This window comes from Pseudomonas sp. UC 17F4, assembly GCF_900101695.1.
Taxonomy (GTDB): Bacteria; Pseudomonadota; Gammaproteobacteria; order Pseudomonadales; family Pseudomonadaceae; genus Aquipseudomonas.
The window spans coordinates 4,521,087-4,539,228 of record NZ_FNKV01000001.1; the positions used below are offsets into that span (position 1 = coordinate 4,521,087).

An 18,142-nucleotide genomic window follows, 5' to 3' on the forward strand; every position below is an offset into this window, starting at 1 on the left:
GACGCCGGGCCCCTCTGACGGCTGCCAAGCCGCCATGTCGGAGTCACTGTTGCTCAGCAACGTCGACATTAAGGAGGGGCTCATGGCAGCTCTACAGGTATTTCTCGACAACGACTTCCTTGGCACCAGCCTGTGGTGCTGGCTGGCCTTTCTCGGCATCGTCCTGACCCTGCTGGTACTGGACCTGGGCGTGCTGCACCGCAAGCTGCACGAAATCGAAATGCGCGAGAGCCTGCTGCTGTATGGCGGCTATTTCAGCGTCGGGGTGCTGTTCGGCGTGTGGGTGTGGTTCGAGCTGGGCGCGCAGAAGGCCCTGGAGTTCTACACCGGCTTTCTCATCGAGCAGTCGTTGTCGATGGACAACGTGTTCGTCATGGCGATGATCTTCAGCTTCTTCGCCATCCCTCGCCGCTATCAGCACCGGGTGCTGTTCTGGGGGATTCTCGGCGTGGTGGTGCTGCGGGCGATCATGATCGGCCTGGGCAGTGCGCTGGTGCAGGAGTTCGAGTGGATCCTCTACGTGTTCGGCGCCTTCCTGCTGTTCACCGGGGTAAAGATGCTGTTCTCCAGCGAAGATTCCCACCCGGACCTGGCCAACAACCCGGTGCTGAAGTTCGTCCGGCGTCATATGCGGGTAACCGACGAGATCCACGGCCCGCGCTTTTTCGTGCACATCACCCCGCCCGGGCAGAGCAAGGCACTGCGCTATGCCACGCCGTTGTTCCTGGCCCTGGTGCTGATCGAGCTGGCCGACCTGGTGTTCGCCGTCGACAGCGTGCCGGCGATCTTTGCCATCACCCAGGACCCGTTCATTGTCTACACCTCGAACATCTTCGCGATTCTCGGGTTAAGGGCGCTGTACTTTGCCCTGGCGGCGCTGATGCACCGCTTCATCTACCTCAAGTACGCGCTGGCGCTGGTGCTGGTGTTCATTGGCGGCAAGATCTTCTACCACGGCCTGATTGGCGCCGTGCCGCCGATGCTGTCACTGGCGGTGACCATTGCCCTGCTCAGCGGTGGCGTGCTGGTTTCGCTGTTCTCGACCCGTGCACAGGGCAAGCCCGCCGCCGACAAGGAGGCGGACTTGCACGGCAAGCATCAATGACTGCTACGGAGCATTTCCTTGGGCACGTACTTGCCGATCTCGTACTTGCCGATCGCCGCACGGTGCACTTCGTCCGGGCCGTCGGCCAGGCGCAGGGTGCGCTGCATGGCGTACATGTAGGCCAGCGGGAAGTCGCCCGAGACACCGGCGCCGCCGTGGATCTGGATCGCCCGGTCGATAACCTTCAGCGCCACGTTCGGCGCCACCACCTTGATCTGGGCGATTTCGCTGCGGGCGACCTTGTTACCGACGGTGTCCATCATGTAGGCAGCCTTGAGGGTCAGCAGCCGGGCCATGTCGATTTCCATCCGCGAATCGGCAATCTTGTCGACGTTGCCCCCCAGGCGCGCCAGAGGCCGGCCGAAGGCGGTACGTTCCACCGAGCGCTTGCACATCAGCTCAAGGGCCCGCTCGGCCATGCCGATCGAACGCATGCAGTGGTGGATGCGCCCCGGGCCCAGGCGCCCCTGGGCGATCTCGAAACCGCGGCCCTCGCCGAGCAGCACGTTCTCGTAAGGCACGCGCACGTTCTCGAACAGCACTTCGGCGTGGCCATGGGGCGCGTCGTCGTAGCCGAACACCGGCAGCGGCCGGACGATCTTTACCCCGGGGGTATCGGTAGGCACGAGGATCATCGAGTGCTGCTGGTGCCGCGGGCCTTCCGGGTTGCTCAGGCCCATGAAGATCATGATCTTGCAGCGCGGGTCGCAGGCGCCGGAGGTCCACCACTTGCGGCCGTTGATCACCCACTCGTCACCGTCACGCACGGCGCGGGCGGCCATGTTGGTGGCGTCGGACGAGGCCACGTCCGGCTCGGTCATGGCGAATGCCGAGCGGATGTCGCCGCGCAGCAGCGGTTCGAGCCACTGGCGCTTCTGCTCTTCGTTGGCGTAGCGCACCAGCACTTCCATGTTGCCGGTGTCCGGCGCCGAGCAGTTGAACGGCTCGGGGCCGAGCAACGAGCGGCCCATGATCTCGGCCAGGGGGGCATATTCGAGGTTGGTCAGGCCCGCGCCCAGCTCCGACTCCGGCAGAAACAGGTTCCACAAACCCTCGGCCTTGGCCTTGGCCTTTAGCTCTTCCATGATCGCGGTCGGCTGCCAGCGATCGCCTTCGGCAACCTGGCGCTCGAACACCGCTTCGGCGGGATAGACATAGGCATCCATGAACGCCGTGACACGTTCACGCAGCGCCTGGACCTTGGGTGAATAGGCGAAATCCATGGGCAGTACCTTCAGTGAAAAAGGGATCTGTTATCGATCCTAGATCAGCCGGTAAAATCCACCTAGTCTATTCTCGGCGTGTATTAACATTCATAACCGATATATGATCCACGGATAACACCAACAAGAGCAGCGCCCATGAACCTGAGCAAGGTCGACCTGAATCTGTTCATCGTCTTCGATGCCATCTACACCGAAGCCAACCTGACCCGGGCCGGGCAGATCGTCGGCATTACCCAGCCGGCAGTGTCCAACGCCCTGGCGCGCCTGCGCGAAACCTTCAACGACCCGCTGTTCGTGCGCACCGCCCAGGGCATGGTGCCCACGCCTATGGCGCAGAACATCATCGGCCCGGTGCGCAATGCCCTGTCGCTGCTGCGCGTGTCGGTGCAAGAGAGCCGCATCTTCAACCCGCTGCAGGCCAGCAAGACCTTTCGTATCAGCATGACCGACCTCACCGAGGCGGTGATCCTGCCGCTGCTGTTCCAGCGCCTGCGACGCCTGGCGCCGGCGGTGGTGATCGAAAGCTTCTTGTGCAAGCGCCGGGAAACCACCAAGGAACTGGCCGCCGGGCGCCTGGACTTTGCCGTCGATGCGCCGCTCAACACCGACCCGCAAGTGCGCCACGTCAAGCTGATGCAAGACCGCTATGTGTGCGCCATGCGCCAGGGCCACCCGCTGTTCAAGGACAAGCTCAGCCTCGACGACTACCTGGGCATGACCCACATCCATATCTCCAGCCGCCGCAATGGCCTGGGCTATGTCGACCTGGCCCTGGGCAAGATGGGCGTGCAGCGCAAGATCGCCCTGCGCTCCCAGCATTACCTGATGGCCTCGCAAGTACTGCAGCAGACCGACATGGTCATGACCGTGCCGGAGCGCTTCGCCCGCCGCCACCAGCTCAACCATGTCAACCTGCCGGTGGACGTGCCGCCGCTGGAAACCCACCTGTACTGGCACGAAAGCACCGACCAGGACCCGGCCAACCGCTGGATGCGCGAACAGATCATCGAGCTGTGTCAGGGTGTGGTGGCGCAGGATGAGCGGGCGGCCATGGCTGAGGTGTAGGGAGCTATGGCGGGGCAAGCCCCACCAATCCTTGCTTGACGTATACGTCAACCTGCAATTAGCTTAGCTCCATGCCCTTTTCCCGAGCCAAGCAATGAGCAGCCAGACCTACAGCATCTCCGACCTGTCCCGCGAGCTGGACATCACCACCCGGGCCATTCGCTTCTATGAAGAACAGGGCCTGCTCAGCCCGGAGCGTCGCGGCCTGGAGCGGGTCTATTCGGCTCGCGACAAGGTCAGCCTGAAGCTGATCCTGCGCGGCAAGCGCATTGGTTTTTCCCTGGCCGAGTGCCGTGAACTGATCGAGCTGTATGACCCGTCCAGCGGCAACCTCAAGCAACTGCACAGCATGCTGGCGAAGATCTCCGAACGCCGCGCCCAGCTTGAACAGCAACTGCTCGACATCCAGCAGATGCAACTGGAGCTGGACACTGCCGAAGAGCGCTGCGAGCAAGCCCTGGCCGCGACCTTGAACAACCAGAAAAACAGCCATTGAGCCCTGAGGAACCCTGCCCATGTCATTGCCTGAAAAAGTCCGCCTGGTGGAAGTCGGCCCGCGCGACGGCCTGCAAAACGAAGCCCAGCCCATCAGCGTGGCCGACAAGGTTCGCCTGGTCGATGACCTGAGTGCGGCAGGCCTTTCTTATATAGAAGTGGGCAGCTTCGTTTCCCCCAAGTGGGTACCACAGATGGCCGGCTCCGCCGAGGTGTTTGCCAATATCCAGCAGCGCAACGGGGTGACCTACGCCGCGCTGGCGCCGAACCTGCGCGGTTTCGAAGATGCCCTGGCGGCCGGGGTCAAGGAAGTGGCCGTCTTTGCCGCCGCCTCCGAGGCGTTCTCCCAGCGCAACATCAACTGCTCGATCAGCGACAGCCTGCAGCGCTTCGTGCCGATCATCGAAGCGGCGCGTCAGCACGGGGTGCGGGTGCGCGGTTATGTCTCGTGCGTGCTGGGTTGCCCCTATGAAGGCAAGGTCAGCGCCGAGCAGGTGGCCCCGGTGGCCCGCGAGCTGTTCGACATGGGCTGCTATGAAGTGTCGCTGGGCGACACCATCGGCACCGGCACCCCCGGGGCAACCCGGCGCCTGTTCGAAGTGGTCGGCGCCCAGGTGCCACGCGCCCAGCTGGCCGGACACTTTCATGACACCTACGGCCAGGCCCTGGCCAACGTCTATGCCAGCCTGCTTGAAGGCATCAGTGTGTTCGACAGCTCTGTTGCGGGCCTCGGCGGCTGCCCCTATGCCAAAGGCGCCAGCGGTAACGTTGCCAGCGAAGACGTGCTGTACATGCTCCAGGGCCTCGGTATCGACACCGGTATCGACCTGCAGCGCTTGATTGCCGCGGGCTTGCGTATCAGTGAAGTGCTGGGCCGCGCCAGCGGCTCGCGGGTGGCTCGCGCCCGTCAGGCACAGTAATCACAAGCGGTAACAGGCTGATCTGCGTGCGGGTGTTACCGCCCCCGCACTTTTCAGGGAAATTCCGGGTAACACGGAAACAAATCGACAGAATTTCCCGAGGATATTTTTCCGCAAAATCTTCAAGCCATTGATTTTATTGGGTTTTAAAAAGTTGGCACGGCACCTGCTATATCTCAGGTACAAGAACAATAAAAAGTGCGACACACCCAATAAAAATAAGACGAAACGACTCTGACATAACAAGAACAACACGACAGAGGCGCAGCTAACAGATTTTTTTGGAGAGGATGTGCTTTCCAGGGGCTTGCCCCGCAACCGGACACAGAACAATAAAACTACCCCAAGGTAGCGCAGGTCACGGTTGGATCAGCAATGATGAAGGTAGATCAGCGCTCAAAAAAATACGTTTGCTCTTGATCCCGGATGGGGATCGCCAAAGATACAGAGGCAACGGTCGCCAAAAACAACAACAGGCCGCCCTCCAATAACAAAAAAAGAGCACGCAACAATCTTTGAGGGGAGCCTAGGCTCCCCTCAGTGCTTCCTGCCCTCCTCGGCTTCGTCCTCGTCGTCCTTCTCGAAGCGATTGACCACCAGCGGCATCACCCCCAATACCAGCAACGCCAGCACCGTGCTGACCACCGCCGTGGCCTCCCGGCCCATGCCCGCCGCCACACCGATCGCCGCGGTCATCCACAAGCCCGCAGCCGTGGTCAGGCCCTTGACGTGCCCGGCATCCTGGTCGTGGCCCTTGAGAATGGTGCCAGCACCCAAAAAGCCGATACCGGCGACGATGCCCTGCACCACCCGGCTCAGCGCTGCATCGTCGGCCCCGGCCATGCGCGGCACCAGCACGAACAGCGCCGCGCCGAGGGCCACCAGCATATGGGTGCGCACCCCGGCGGCCTTGCCCTTGAGTTCGCGCTCAAAACCGAGAATGGCGCCCAGCAGCGCCGCCATGACCAGGCGCACGGTCACCTGGGTAAGCTGCTTGGCATCGGTGATGTCGGCAAATTCCGCCACCAGGGTGATCCAGACTTGATGCCACCAGGCGTCCATGGGCTGTGTCCATGCAGTAGGGATTAATCGATGGACAACGCCACTGGCGGCAAGTGCGCCGCCGACCGCTGATCGGTTGCTGCCAGCATCCCCTGCACCCGTGCGGTCCCAAATATAGGACCCGAGTAAAGAGGACAAAGCCATGCCTATTGAAATCGACACCACTAACCAGCGCTGCACCCTGATCAGCGATGACATGCACATCCAGGGCGAGGCCACGCAGGTGCGAATCGTCACCGACGAGGCCTTGCGCATGTCGGTTGCCGAGCTCGAAGGCAAGCGCGTGCCAATCACCGAACAGGAAGCCGATGCCCTCACTGTAGCGGGTGCGGTGGATGGTCGCAGGCACCTCAAGGAGACCGAGCAAGGCTCGATAATCTGAGGCCTGCGGAGTTTCCAAGGCAAATCTGATACGGTTTTTATCCAGATACCTGAGCCTGTTATGCAAACAGATGGGGCGCCATAGTGCTCTGGCCTGATCGAGGCCTGATGAGCGACGAACCATGAGCGATAGAATCCCCGTCCAGATCGTTGAAATTGCTGAGCCTTCCACCTTCAAGAAGAAGCCTGCCAGCAGTGACCGACAGATCCACACCCGTAGTTTCACCGGCTTGTTTCGTAACCTGCGCCTGGCTGGCGCGGGTTTTCTGTTTTTGCTGTTCTTTGGCACCGTCTGGCTGAACTGGGGCGGTCGTCAGGCCGTGCTTTGGGACCTGGCCGACAGCAAGTTCCATATCTTCGGCGCCACCTTCTGGCCGCAGGACTTCATCCTGCTCTCGGCGTTGTTGATCATCTGCGCCTTCGGCCTGTTTGCCATCACCGTGCTCGCCGGCCGGGTCTGGTGCGGTTACACCTGCCCGCAAAGTTCCTGGACCTGGATTTTCATGTGGTGCGAGAAGGTCACCGAAGGTGAGCGCAACCAGCGCATCAAGCTCGATGCCGCGCCCTGGAGCCTGAACAAACTGGCCCGGCGTTCGGCCAAGCACACCCTGTGGCTGGCCATCAGCCTGCTGACCGGGCTGACCTTCGTCGGCTACTTCACGCCGATCCGGCCGCTGGCCGAAGAACTGTTCACCCTGCAACTGGGCGGTGTCAGTCTGTTCTGGATTCTGTTCTTCACCGGCGCCACCTACATCAACGCCGGCTGGCTGCGTGAAGCGGTGTGCATGCACATGTGCCCGTACGCCCGGTTCCAGAGCGTAATGTTCGACAAGGACACCCTGACCGTCGCCTACGACCCGGCCCGTGGTGAATCCCGCGGCCCGCGCAAGAAGGAAGTCGACCACAAGGCCAAGGGCCTGGGCGACTGCATCGACTGCCATATGTGCGTGCAGGTGTGCCCGACCGGCATCGACATCCGCGACGGCCTGCAGATGGAGTGCATCGGTTGCGCCGCCTGTATCGACGCCTGTGACTCGATCATGGACAAAATGGGCTACGCCCGCGGCCTGGTCGGCTACAAGTCCGAACACACCCTGCAAGGCGGCACTACCAACTGGCTGCGTCCGCGCCTGCTCGGCTACGTCACCGCCCTGGTGGTGATGATCGGCGCCCTGGTGATCGCCCTGCAGCAGCGGCCGATGGTGTCGATGGACGTGATCAAGGACCGTGGCCTGTTCCGTGAGAACAACGCCGGGCAGATCGAGAACATCTACACCCTCAAGGTCATCAACAAGACCCAGCAATCCCAGCACTACCGCCTGCGCCTGCTCGATGCCGAAGGCTTCGAACTGCACGGCAGGACCGAATTCAGCCTGGCGGCCGGGGAAATGAGCGACTTGCCGGTGTCGGTGGCGATGTTGGCCGATCGCCCGCAAAGCAGCTCCCAGGACATCAGCTTCGAACTGATCGATACGGACGAACCCGGTGTGCGCAGCGTCGCCCACAGCCGTTTTGTTGCGCCTTTGAACCGCTGATCCCATACACTGCCCGAGCATCCGAAACCTTTCGAGCCATGATGAAACGCTACGAGAAATTCGCCGACGACATTGCCGAACTGATCCGCTCCGGGGTCCTCGGCCCCGGCCAGCGCGTGCCGTCGGTGCGTTATGCCAGCCAGACCCACGGCGTCAGCCCGTCCACGGTATTCCAGGCCTACTACCTGCTGGAGCGCCGCGGGCTGATCCGCGCCCGGCCGCGCTCGGGGTACTTCGTCAACGCCCACGCGCCGCGCCAGTTCAGCGAGCCGCAGATCATCGAGCAAGCCAGCGAGTCCACCGAGGTGGATGTCAGCGAGCTGGTGTTCTCGATCCTCGACTCGATCAAGGACCCGCAAACCGTGGCCTTCGGCTCGGCTTTTCCCAGCCCTCATCTGTTCCCGCTGCCGCGCCTGGCCCGCTCCATGGCCAGCGCCAGCCGCGAGATGGACCCGCGCATGGTGGTCACCGACCTGTCGCCGGGCAACCCGCAGCTACGCCGGCAAATTGCCCTGCGCTACATGGTCGGCGGCCTGATGCTGCCCATGGAGGAGCTGCTGATCACCAACGGCGCGCTGGAGGCCCTGAACCTGTGCCTGCAGGCGGTGACCGAGCCCGGCGACCTGGTGGCCATCGAGGCGCCGGCGTTCTATGCCTGCCTGCAGATCCTCGAGCGGCTCAAGCTCAAGGCGGTGGAAATCCCCGTGCACCCGCGCGAAGGCATCGACCTCGGGGTGCTGGCGCAAACCCTGGCCAAGCACCCGGTCAAGGCCGTGTGGTGCATGACCAACTTCCAGAACCCGGTGGGCGCGAGCATGCCGGAAGAGAAGAAGCAGCAGCTTGTGGAGCTCTTGCGCGAACATCAAGTGCCGCTGATCGAGGACGACGTCTATGCCGAGCTGTATTACGCCCAGCAAGCGCCGAAACCGGCCAAGGCCTTCGACACCGACGGCCTGGTGATGCACTGCGGCTCGTTCGCCAAGAGCCTGGCCCCCGGCTACCGCATCGGCTGGGTGGCGGCCGGGCGTTACGCGCAGAAGATCGAACGGCTGAAACTGATGACCTCGCTGTGCGCCTCGATGCCGGCCCAGGCGGCGATTGCCGACTACCTGCAGCACGGCGGCTACGACCGGCACCTGCGCAGGCTGCGCTATGCCCTGGAAGAGCAACAGGCGGCGATGCTCGCGGCCATTGCCCGGTATTTTCCGGCGCAAACCCGGGTCAGCCATCCGGCCGGTGGCTACTTCCTGTGGCTGGAGCTGCCTGAACAGATGGACTCGCTCAAGCTGTTCCAGATGGCGTTGGCGCAAGGCATCAGCATCGCCCCCGGGCCGATCTTTTCGCCGACCCGGCGCTTTCGCAACTGCATCCGCCTCAACTACGGCAGCCCCTGGACCGAGCAGTCGGAAAAGGCCATGGAAACCCTGGGCAAGATCGTCCGCTCGTTCTGATCGGCGGTTGTACTTCGAGCGCGCTTGCGGCACCCTGCGCGCTCGAATTTCCCAGGGATGGATGGCATGCACAAGCGACAGCACTTTCTTACGCCGCAGCGTTACGAGCGCTTCCTCGAACACGACGAAGAGAGCCGTGCATTCCTGCGCGACAATCGCCTGCAAGCCGACTCCGACGAGCAAGAGGCAGTGTTCAGCGGCAAGAGCCTCAAGGGCCTGGCGCTGGACAAACTGCTGATCAGCTATACCGCCGGCGTTGACATCGACGCCCTGCCCGCCTTGCTCGAAGCGCTGGTCGCCGAGTACGAGCAACTGCAACGCAAGATGGCCGTGTACACCGAGCAAGCCAACGTCGCTCCGCTGAATCTGGGCGATAGTGAAGAACACCACGAATGCATGCAGGTCATCAGCCTGTGCATTCTGCTCGGTCGCCAGGACCTGCTCGAACGCTTCGTCACGCTGATGGACAACGGCGGCTATGCCGAAGAAGACACCCTCTATGAAGACCTGCTGAGCCGGGTCCTGCCCGACCGCTACGACGTCGATGCGTGGTACCAGGACTACGCCACGCCGTTGGTGCAAACCATCTATGCCACCAGCCCCGAGCAAGCGGCCAGCCGCCTGCAGGGCTACTGCGAGCAGTGGTACGAGCACTTTGAGCACGCCAGCTGGTACGACACCCATGGCGACGATATCAGCGGTTACGTCGGCTACTGGTCATTCGAGGCCGCGGCAGTGGCCCTGCTCTACGGCATCGATACCCGCGAACTGCTTCACGTGATCTTCCCCCATGAGCTGCTCGCGCACGCGCGCAGCCTGCCCGCCTACCAGGGCATCCGCTGGGAGTGCCTGGGCGACGCTGAAGACGAACAGGAGGAGGACGAAGAAGAGCTGATCGACGAAGACGACGAAGACGACAGCGACGAAGACTTCGCCTACGACATCAAGGCCGCCGGCGTCACCTTGTCCGACGCCATCGATGCCGGCAGCATCCCGCACCTGGCCCAGGCCCTGAGTGCCTACGACACCGTCGAAGCGATCCTGGCCCTGAACCTGGCGGCCAACCAGCAGGAGGAAGACGAGGCCTTCTTCGACCTCGCCCTGGCCCTGCTCGGCTGGGTCCCAGGCCCTGGCCACGGGCTCAAACGGGTATTGCGCCTGGTCAATCGCGACCCGCAAAAGCATGCCGAGCAGCTTTATGACCTGCTGCGCCACGTACTGCTCAACTGCAAACTGAAGACCAGCCCGGATGCCCTGCTCGAAGAGAGCCTGGACGCCGAGCTGCTTCGCAGCGAGCTTGCGCAAATCATCGCTGCAGTCAGCGCCAGTGCGACCTTCCTGGCCCTCGACGCGCAGCGCCAGGCCCTGGTGCTGAGCGACCTGGAACAGGCTGGTGAACACCTTGACGACCTGATCGAACGCATCGACGAGCGCCTGATGCCCTGGCTTGCCGTGCAGCGCAACAGCTCGGCGCAAGCCTCGGGCAGCAGTGCTCGCGTGCCGGCACAAACCAGTAAACCGCAGTCGCGGCGTGTCGATAACCTGCGCGAGCACGGAACGTTCAGTACCCATCCAGCGGCCAGTGATGGCGGGAAACTCAGCCGCGAGCAAATCAACCCGGCAGCCACCAGCAACTGGCTGGAGCTGAGCCTGGACGACGGCAAGCTCGGCGGTGTACCCGGCGCGGCCTACAAGGTGATCTTCGCCGACGGCAGCATTGCCGAAGGCTTTTTGAACAACCTCGGCCATACTCGCCTGGAGGGCGTACCTTTCGGCCCGGCCAAGGTGTATTACGGTGAAGACCCGCGCCCCTACCCGCGCCAGCCGATCAAGGCCCTGGCCAGCAGCGCGGCGCTGATCGACCGCGACCTGCGCAGCCTGGGCTTCATCCCGGCGAAACTCGACCGCGACGACCTGTACGCCGAAACCACCGGGCGCATTGCCCCCTACTGCGAACTCAACGCCCTCTGGTGGGAATGGGCCAGCGCGCGCTATCACGGCCACTGAAGCGCTTGACCTGGGGCCGCGCAGTTGTTGAGTGCTGCGCGGGACGCTACATTTGCCACTATCCCCAGGCCGGAACACGCGCATGCCGTCGAGCGAACTGCAGTCCCTGCGCCAGCAACTTGAGCAGTTGCAGCAGCAGAACAATCTGCTCACAGCCCAGCTCGCCGAGCGCAGCCGCGCCCGGCCTGCACCTGACCAGCAGGCCCTGGCCGATACCCAGCAGCGTTATCGCTTTCTGTTCGAGGCCATGGACGAAGGCTTTTGCATCATCGAATTCTTCGACGGCCCCCACGGCCCGCTCAGCGACTACGTTCATGTCGAAGCCAACGCTGCCTACGCCAAGCATGCCGGTATCGACAATGTGGTCGGGCAGAAGCTGCGAGAGATGGTGCCCGATGAGGCCGATGGATGGATTGCCCGCTATGGACCGGTGCTGCACAGCGGCAATCCGATCCGCTTCGAGCAGGAGCTGGTAGCCACCGGCCGCCACCTGGACATCTGCGCCTTTCGCCTGGAGCCGGCCAGCCGCAAGCAGGTCGCCGTACTTTTCCAGGATGTCACCGCGCGCAAACGTGCCGAATCCGGGCTCAAGCGCCTCAACCAGGAGCTTGAACAGCGGGTGGCCCAGGCGCTGGCAGAGCGCAAGATTCTCACCGATGTGGTCGAGGCGACCCTGGCGCAAATCCAGGTGGTCGATCTGGACATGCGCTGGCTGGCTATCAACCGCGCCGCGCGTGACGAATTCCAGCGAATTTTCGAGCAAGTACCCAGCGTCGGCGACAGCCTGCCGACGCTCATGGCCAGCCGTGCCGAAGACTGCGCCCAGGGCCTGCAACTATGGAATCGGGCACTCAAGGGTGAGGCATTCGTCGAGGTTGCCGAGCTTGGCGAGGGCGAGCAGCATCGCCACTACGAACTGCGGTTCAGCCCGCTGCATGACAGCAACGGGCAACTGATCGGCGCTTACCTGTTCGCCTACGACATCAGCGAGCGGATCGGCGAGCAAAAACGCCTGCGCAAGACTGAAGAAGCCCTGCGCCAGGCGCAGAAAATGGAAGCGGTCGGCCAGCTCACCGGCGGCATCGCCCATGACTTCAACAACCTGCTGACCGGCATCAGCGGCTCGCTCGAACTGTCGCGCAACCTGCTCGGGCGCGGGCGCCATGAACAGATCGCCCCCTACCTGCGCACCGCTCAGGATGTGTGCAACCGCGCCGCATCCCTGGTTCACCGGCTGCTGGCCTTTTCCCGGCGCCAGACCCTGGAACCGCGCACCATCGACGTCAATCGCCTGGTCGGCGGCATGCTTGAGCTGATCCGCCGCAGCGTCGGCCCGCACATCGACATCGAGGTGTTTACCAGCAGCGCATCCTGCCGAGCCAACATCGACGCTTCGCAACTGGAAAACGCCCTGCTCAACCTGTGCATCAACGCCCGCGACGCCATGCCGGGCGGGGGCAGGATCAGCATCGAAACCCGTCATCTGCCAGCCGATGAGCAAGTCGCCGCGCACCTGGACCTCAAGCCCGGTGACTACCTGGCCTTAAGCGTCAGCGATAACGGCAGCGGCATGCCGCCCCAGGTACTGGCGCGCGCCTTCGACCCGTTCTTCACCACCAAGCCGGTGGGTCACGGCACGGGTCTGGGGCTGTCGATGGTTTATGGTTTCGTCCGTCAGTCCGGTGGCCAGGTGCGGGTGTATTCGGAACCTGGCCAGGGCACCAGCGTGCACCTGTACCTGCCGCGCCTGGACAGCGCCAGCCTGCCGCTTAGCGAAGTGAAACCAACGGCCCGCCCTCAACGTGAACTGCGCGACATGACGGTGATGCTGGTCGATGACGAAGCAACCATTCGCATGCTGGTCGGCGAAGTGCTCGAGGAACTGGGTTGCGCCAGGATAGAATTCGCCGACGGCCACAGCGCCCTGGCGGCATTGCAAAATGGCGCCGGCGTCGACTTGTTGATCAGCGATGTCGGCATGCCCGGCGGCATGAACGGCCAGCAACTGGTGGCCGCCGCCCGCCAATTGCGGCCCGGATTGAAAGTGTTGTTCATCACCGGCTACGCCGAGCAGGCGGTGCTCGGCAGCGGCGTGTTCGAGCCCACTACCCAGGTGCTGACCAAGCCGTTCAGCCTCGACACCCTGGCCCAGCGTATCGAGGAAATGATCGGCTGATCAGCGCCCGCCGCCCAGGTCCAGAAAGCTGCCGGTGGAATACGAGGCCTGGTCTGACAGCAGCCAGAGGATCGCCTCGGCGACTTCCTCGGCCTGCCCGCCGCGGCCCATGGGGATGCCCGGCGCAAGCTTGCTGACCCGCTGCGGGTCGCCGCTGAGGGCGTGGAAGTCGGTAAAGATGTAACCCGGGCGCACGGCATTGACCCGTACCCCTTCGCCGGCCACTTCCTTGGCCAGGCCGACGGTGAAGGTATCCAGCGCGCCCTTGGAGGCGGCATAGTCGACGTATTCGTTAGGCGAGCCCAGGCGCGCGGCCACCGACGAGACGTTGACGATGCTGCCGCCCTGCCCGCCATGGCGGGTCGACATACGCTGCAGCGCGTGCTTGGCGCACAGCATCGGCCCGACCACGTTGGTCTTCATCAGCTTGAGCAGGCGAAACTCCGACACTTCTTCGACCCGGCTCTGATGGCCGATGGTGCCAGCGTTGTTGACCAATGCAGTGACCGGGCCCAGCTCGGCATCGACGCGCTGGAACAGCTGGACGATCTCGTCCTCGACACTGACGTCGGCCTTCACCGCAATGGCCTCGGCACCCAGTTCACGCACCTCGGCCAGCACCCGCTGGGCGGCTTCGTCGTCACGCAGGTAATTGATGCAGATACGGTAACCGGCGCGCGCGGCCAGGCGTGCGGTGGCAGCGCCAATGCCGCGGCTGGCGCCGGTGATCACGATAACCTTGTCCATGGATACTCCTTGCCCCCAATGGCGTTGACCCCTCAAGGCTAACGCAGTCAGGGGCCGGGCACAAAGCCGCTTCAGGCAGCCGGTGGCGGTACCGGTGCCTTGGGTTCGGCCTTGCGCAGCGGGTACAGGTGCTGGCGCACGATACCTTCAGGCAGGTCCTTGCCGAACACGCCGTATCGCGCCGGCCATTCCTTGGGCGGCAGCTTGAAGGTGCCGAACAGCATGTCCACCAGCGGCGTATGGATCGCGTAGTTCTTGTAGATGTAATCCTTGTGCCGGGCGTGGTGCCAGTGGTGATAGCGCGGCAGCACCAGCAGGTAGTTGAGCCAGCCGCCGTCGATACGCACGTTGGCATGGGCCAGCACCGCCTGCACACCGACCAGGATCACGTAAGCGTTCATCGCCTGGGGCGAAAAGCCCAGCAGGATCAGCGGCGCCAACACCCCGGTGCGGGTCAGAAGGATCTCGCAGAAATGAATGCGCGAACCGGCCAGCCAGTCCATGTGCGTGCTCGAATGATGCACGGCATGAAAGCGCCACATCCACGGCACCACGTGATACAAGCGGTGCAGCCAGTACTGGCCGAGGTCGGCGACGAACACCGCGAGCAAGAACTGCACCACGATCGGCAGGCTTTGCACCTTGGCCTGCAAGGTATCGGACAGCACCCAGCCGGCCAGCCAGCTGGACGAGGCGGTGACAAAGATGAGGATGAACTGCACCAGCATATGGCTGACGAAGAAGTAGCTGAGGTCGGTGCGCCAGTGCGGGCGCAGGATGTTTTGCTGCGGGTCCTTGGCGTAGAGTTTTTCCAGCGGGATGAAGATCACCGCCGATACCAGCAGAGCGAGTACAAACCAGTCCAGGCCCAGCGAGTACGGGGTCTGGCCGATGGTTTCGGTCTGGATGTTGGTGCCGCCGAGAAACATCGCCAGGCCTGCCGCACTGATGCCGGTAAAGCCCAGGCGCTTGCGCTTGTTGAGGAGAATGTTCAGGGTGCCCAGGGCGAAGGCCAGGATCAATCCGATCAGCAGCGCGGTACGGGCAAAGTGCACGCTGTAGACCTTGCGAAACTCGGCAAAGGTCAGCCACTGCGGAAACAGGAAGCACAACACCGCCAGCAGGCTGAGCAGCCCCAGGGCGGCCGAGAGGTAGCCGCTGATACGCCCCTGGCCGAGCTTGAACGGGTCGTGGCCGTGGCGTTTGAAATAGGCCTTGATTGCCTGCATGAATCGCTGATCCTTCATAGTGGTGGGCTCCGTGCGGCGCGGAGTATACCGACCTGCGGCCACAAGTGAACGCGTACCTGCCTGGCCAGCTGACAAATCTGTAATGCGCTGCTCAGTTTGCTGACAGTCAGCACTGGCTAAGGTCGTGCCATCCCCGCCCCTGGAATGGCAGCCATGCTTCGACACCCGACCCGCCGCACCTTCGTCAAGGGCTTCGCCGCCGGCAGCGCCCTGGCCGGCCTCGGCCTCTGGCGCTTGCCGGCATTTGCTGCGCCCCCTGTGTTTGCCAATGAGCTGAGCGGCGAGCACTTCGAGCTGTTCATCGGTCAGACCCCGGTCAACGTTACCGGCCGCCCGCGTACGGCGCTGACCATCAACAACAGCCTGCCCGGCCCGACCCTGCGCTGGCGGGAGGGCGACAGCGTGACCCTGCGGGTGCGCAACCGCCTGAACGAGCCGACCTCGCTGCACTGGCACGGGATCATCCTCCCGGCCAACATGGATGGTGTGCCGGGCCTGAGCTTTGCCGGCATCGAGCCCGGTGGCGAATACCTTTACCGATTCACTCTGGAGCAGAGCGGCACCTACTGGTACCACAGCCATTGCGGCCTGCAGGAACAGGCCGGGGTCTACGGCGCGATCGTCATCGAACCCAGGCAGCCCGAAGCCCATCGCTACCAGCGCGACTACGTGCTGCTGCTCAGCGACTGGAGTGACCAGGCCCCCGAGGCGCTGATGGCGACCCTGAAAAAGCAGTCCGACGCCTTCAACTACCACAAGCGCACCGTTGGCGACTTCATCGACGATGTCGCCAGAGATGGCTGGCAGCAAACCGTCGCCGAACGCAAGGCCTGGGCGGCCATGCGCATGAGCCCCACCGACCTTGCCGACATCAGCGCCGCTACCTACACCTACCTGCTCAACGGCCAGCCGCCGAATGGCAACTTCACCTGCCTGTTCCAGCCCGGCGACACTGTGCGCCTGCGCCTGATCAACGGCTCGGCGATGAGCTATTTCGACTTTCGCATTCCGGGCCTTAAGCTGACGGTGATCGCCGCCGATGGCCAGCCGGTGGAGCCAGTCGAGGTCGATGAACTGCGCATCGCCGTGGCCGAAACCTATGACGTGCTGGTGCGGGTCGGCGACCTGCCCGCCTATACCCTGTACGCGCAGAGCATGGACCGCAGCGGCTACGCCCGCGGTACCCTGGCGCGCAGCAACGGGCTGAGCGCCGAGGTGCCAGAGCCGGACCCACGTCCCATCCTGACCATGGCCGATATGGGCCACGGCGCCATGGCCGGGATGGGCGCCATGGACCACAGCCAGATGGCCGGCATGGACCATTCGAAAATGACCGGCATGCAGCAACACCCAGCCAGCGAAAGCGGCAACCCGCTGGTGGACATGCAGACCATGAACCCCAGGCCCAACCTCGCCGACCCAGGGATTGGCCTGCGCAACAACGGCCGCCGGGTGCTGACCTACGCCGACCTGAAAAGCACCTTCGCCGACCCCGATGGCCGCGAGCCGTCCCGGGAAATCGAACTGCACCTGACCGGACACATGGAGCGCTTCGCCTGGTCGTTCAACGGCATCAAGTTCTCCGACGCCGAGCCGCTGCGCCTGACCTACGGCGAGCGCCTGCGCATCACCCTGGTCAACGACACGATGATGGCCCACCCGATCCACCTGCATGGCCTGTGGAGTGACCTGGAAGACGAACACGGGCGCTTCCAGGTGCGTAAGCACACCCTCGACATCCCGCCGGGCAGCCGCCGTAGCTACCGGGTCAGCGCCGACGCCCTGGGCCGCTGGGCCTATCATTGCCACCTGCTCTACCACATGGAGATGGGCATGTTCCGCGAGGTACGCGTCGATGAATAAGCCCATTTTTCGGCCGCTGTTCGGTGGCTTCGCCCTGCTCGCCCTGCTGGCCAGTGAAGAGACCCGTGCCGAGGCGATGGATCACGCCGCCACGGGCCACGGTGCCATGAACCATCAAGGCATGAACCACAGCATGGCGCCGGGCACTCCACGCACGCCACTGCGTCCGATCACCGACGCCGAGCGCCAGGCGGCCTTCCCGCCGCTGCCCGGTCATCAGGTCCATGACCGGCAGATGAACTGGGCGGTGATCGTCGAGCAACTGGAATACCAGAACTTCGACAACAGCAGCGCCCTGAAGTGGGACGCCAACGCCTGGATCGGCGGCGATGTCGACCGCCTGTGGCTGCGCAGCGAAGGCGAACGCGAACAGGGCGTGACCCATAAGGCCGAACTGCAGGCGCTCTGGGGCCATGCCATCAGCCCCTGGTGGGAGCTGGTCGGTGGCCTGCGCCAGGACTTCAAGCCGGCCACTGGCCAGACCTGGGCCGCCTTCGGCATCCAGGGCACGCCGCTGTACGGGCTGGAGCTGCAAGCCACCCTGTATGCCGGCGAACGTCAGCAAACCGCGCTGCGCCTGGAGAGCAGTTACGCTATCCTGCTGAGCAATCGCTGGATCCTCGAACCGTCGCTGGAGGCCAATTTCTATGGCCGCAACGACGCCACCCGGGACCAGGGCAGTGGCCTTGCCGACAGCGAGATTGGCCTGCGCCTGCGCTACGAAATCACCCGTGGCTTTGCCCCGTACCTGGGCATCAGCGTCAACCGGGCCTACGGCAACAACGCCGAGCAAATCCGTGATGAGCACGGCGATATCGGCCAGACCCGCCTGGTCGCCGGAGTTCGCCTGCGTTTCTAG

Annotated in this window: 15 protein-coding genes; 11 read left to right on the plus strand and 4 right to left on the minus strand. The window is 63.6% G+C overall.

The window, feature by feature from the left end; translation table 11 throughout:
* The first annotated feature begins 82 nt into the window (after positions 1-82).
* Positions 83-1,105 (plus strand): TerC family protein, encoded by a 1,023-nt coding sequence (locus BLR26_RS20555; protein ID WP_093384947.1) that lies wholly within the window; start codon positions 83-85, stop codon positions 1,103-1,105.
* Here the strand turns inward: BLR26_RS20555 and BLR26_RS20560 are convergent.
* Complete coding sequence (locus tag BLR26_RS20560) at positions 1,099-2,328, minus strand: acyl-CoA dehydrogenase (RefSeq protein ID WP_093384950.1); 1,230 nt, start codon at positions 2,326-2,328, stop codon at positions 1,099-1,101. The genes BLR26_RS20555 and BLR26_RS20560 overlap by 7 nt on opposite strands.
* Positions 2,329-2,466: 138 nt before the next feature.
* Here BLR26_RS20560 and BLR26_RS20565 point away from each other — a divergent pair, with 138 nt between their 5' ends.
* The 3 genes from BLR26_RS20565 (at position 2,467) to BLR26_RS20575 (ending at position 4,811) form a co-directional block, all read left to right on the plus strand.
* The gene (locus BLR26_RS20565; RefSeq protein WP_045201373.1) at positions 2,467-3,396 is read left to right on the plus strand and encodes a LysR family transcriptional regulator; all 930 of its coding nucleotides are present in this window, start codon (positions 2,467-2,469) and stop codon (positions 3,394-3,396) included.
* A 94-nt stretch (positions 3,397-3,490) separates the two neighbouring features.
* Entirely contained in the window at positions 3,491-3,892 is a 402-nt protein-coding gene (locus tag BLR26_RS20570) for a MerR family transcriptional regulator (protein ID WP_093384953.1), read from the plus strand.
* A 19-nt stretch (positions 3,893-3,911) separates the two neighbouring features.
* On the plus strand, positions 3,912-4,811 hold the full coding sequence (locus tag BLR26_RS20575; RefSeq protein ID WP_045201372.1) for a hydroxymethylglutaryl-CoA lyase: 900 nt from the start codon (positions 3,912-3,914) through the stop codon (positions 4,809-4,811).
* A 537-nt stretch (positions 4,812-5,348) separates the two neighbouring features.
* Here BLR26_RS20575 and BLR26_RS20580 read toward each other — a convergent pair.
* Positions 5,349-5,873, minus strand: a complete 525-nt coding sequence (locus BLR26_RS20580; RefSeq protein WP_093384956.1) for an MgtC/SapB family protein — start codon at positions 5,871-5,873, stop codon at positions 5,349-5,351.
* A 142-nt stretch (positions 5,874-6,015) separates the two neighbouring features.
* On the opposite strand from BLR26_RS20580, the gene BLR26_RS20585 reads away from it, so the two are divergent.
* The 5 genes from BLR26_RS20585 to BLR26_RS20605 all read left to right on the plus strand — a co-directional run bounded on the left by BLR26_RS20585 (position 6,016) and on the right by BLR26_RS20605 (position 13,423).
* The gene (locus BLR26_RS20585) at positions 6,016-6,255 is read left to right on the plus strand and encodes a DUF3203 family protein (protein WP_045201370.1); all 240 of its coding nucleotides are present in this window, start codon (positions 6,016-6,018) and stop codon (positions 6,253-6,255) included.
* 121 nt (positions 6,256-6,376) lie between these two features.
* Positions 6,377-7,789: a cytochrome c oxidase accessory protein CcoG gene (gene ccoG / locus BLR26_RS20590; protein WP_045201369.1), complete on the plus strand. Its 1,413-nt coding sequence runs from the start codon at positions 6,377-6,379 to the stop codon at positions 7,787-7,789.
* Positions 7,790-7,830: 41 nt separating this feature from the next.
* Positions 7,831-9,240 (plus strand): GntR family transcriptional regulator MpaR, encoded by a 1,410-nt coding sequence (gene mapR, locus BLR26_RS20595; protein ID WP_045201498.1) that lies wholly within the window; start codon positions 7,831-7,833, stop codon positions 9,238-9,240.
* Between the two features lie 66 nt (positions 9,241-9,306).
* Entirely contained in the window at positions 9,307-11,247 is a 1,941-nt protein-coding gene (locus BLR26_RS27405) for a PoNe immunity protein domain-containing protein (protein WP_256326749.1), read from the plus strand.
* Positions 11,248-11,329: 82 nt separating this feature from the next.
* The gene (locus BLR26_RS20605) at positions 11,330-13,423 is read left to right on the plus strand and encodes an ATP-binding protein (protein WP_093384962.1); all 2,094 of its coding nucleotides are present in this window, start codon (positions 11,330-11,332) and stop codon (positions 13,421-13,423) included.
* On the opposite strand, the gene BLR26_RS20610 is transcribed toward BLR26_RS20605, so the two are convergent.
* Positions 13,424-14,170 carry an SDR family oxidoreductase gene (locus BLR26_RS20610; protein WP_045201367.1) on the minus strand — a complete coding sequence of 249 codons (747 nt, stop codon included), beginning with the start codon at positions 14,168-14,170 and terminating at the stop codon, positions 13,424-13,426.
* A gap of 71 nt (positions 14,171-14,241) precedes the next feature.
* Entirely contained in the window at positions 14,242-15,417 is a 1,176-nt protein-coding gene (locus BLR26_RS20615) for a sterol desaturase family protein (RefSeq protein WP_256326750.1), read from the minus strand.
* A 156-nt stretch (positions 15,418-15,573) separates the two neighbouring features.
* Between BLR26_RS20615 and BLR26_RS20620 the strand changes: the two genes are divergently transcribed.
* Both BLR26_RS20620 and BLR26_RS20625 read left to right on the plus strand, forming a co-directional pair.
* Entirely contained in the window at positions 15,574-17,283 is a 1,710-nt protein-coding gene (locus BLR26_RS20620) for a copper resistance system multicopper oxidase (RefSeq protein ID WP_093384965.1), read from the plus strand.
* A complete protein-coding gene (locus BLR26_RS20625; RefSeq protein WP_093384969.1) occupies positions 17,276-18,142 on the plus strand; it encodes a copper resistance protein B in 867 nt (288 codons plus the stop codon). The genes BLR26_RS20620 and BLR26_RS20625 overlap by 8 nt, the downstream gene beginning before the upstream one ends.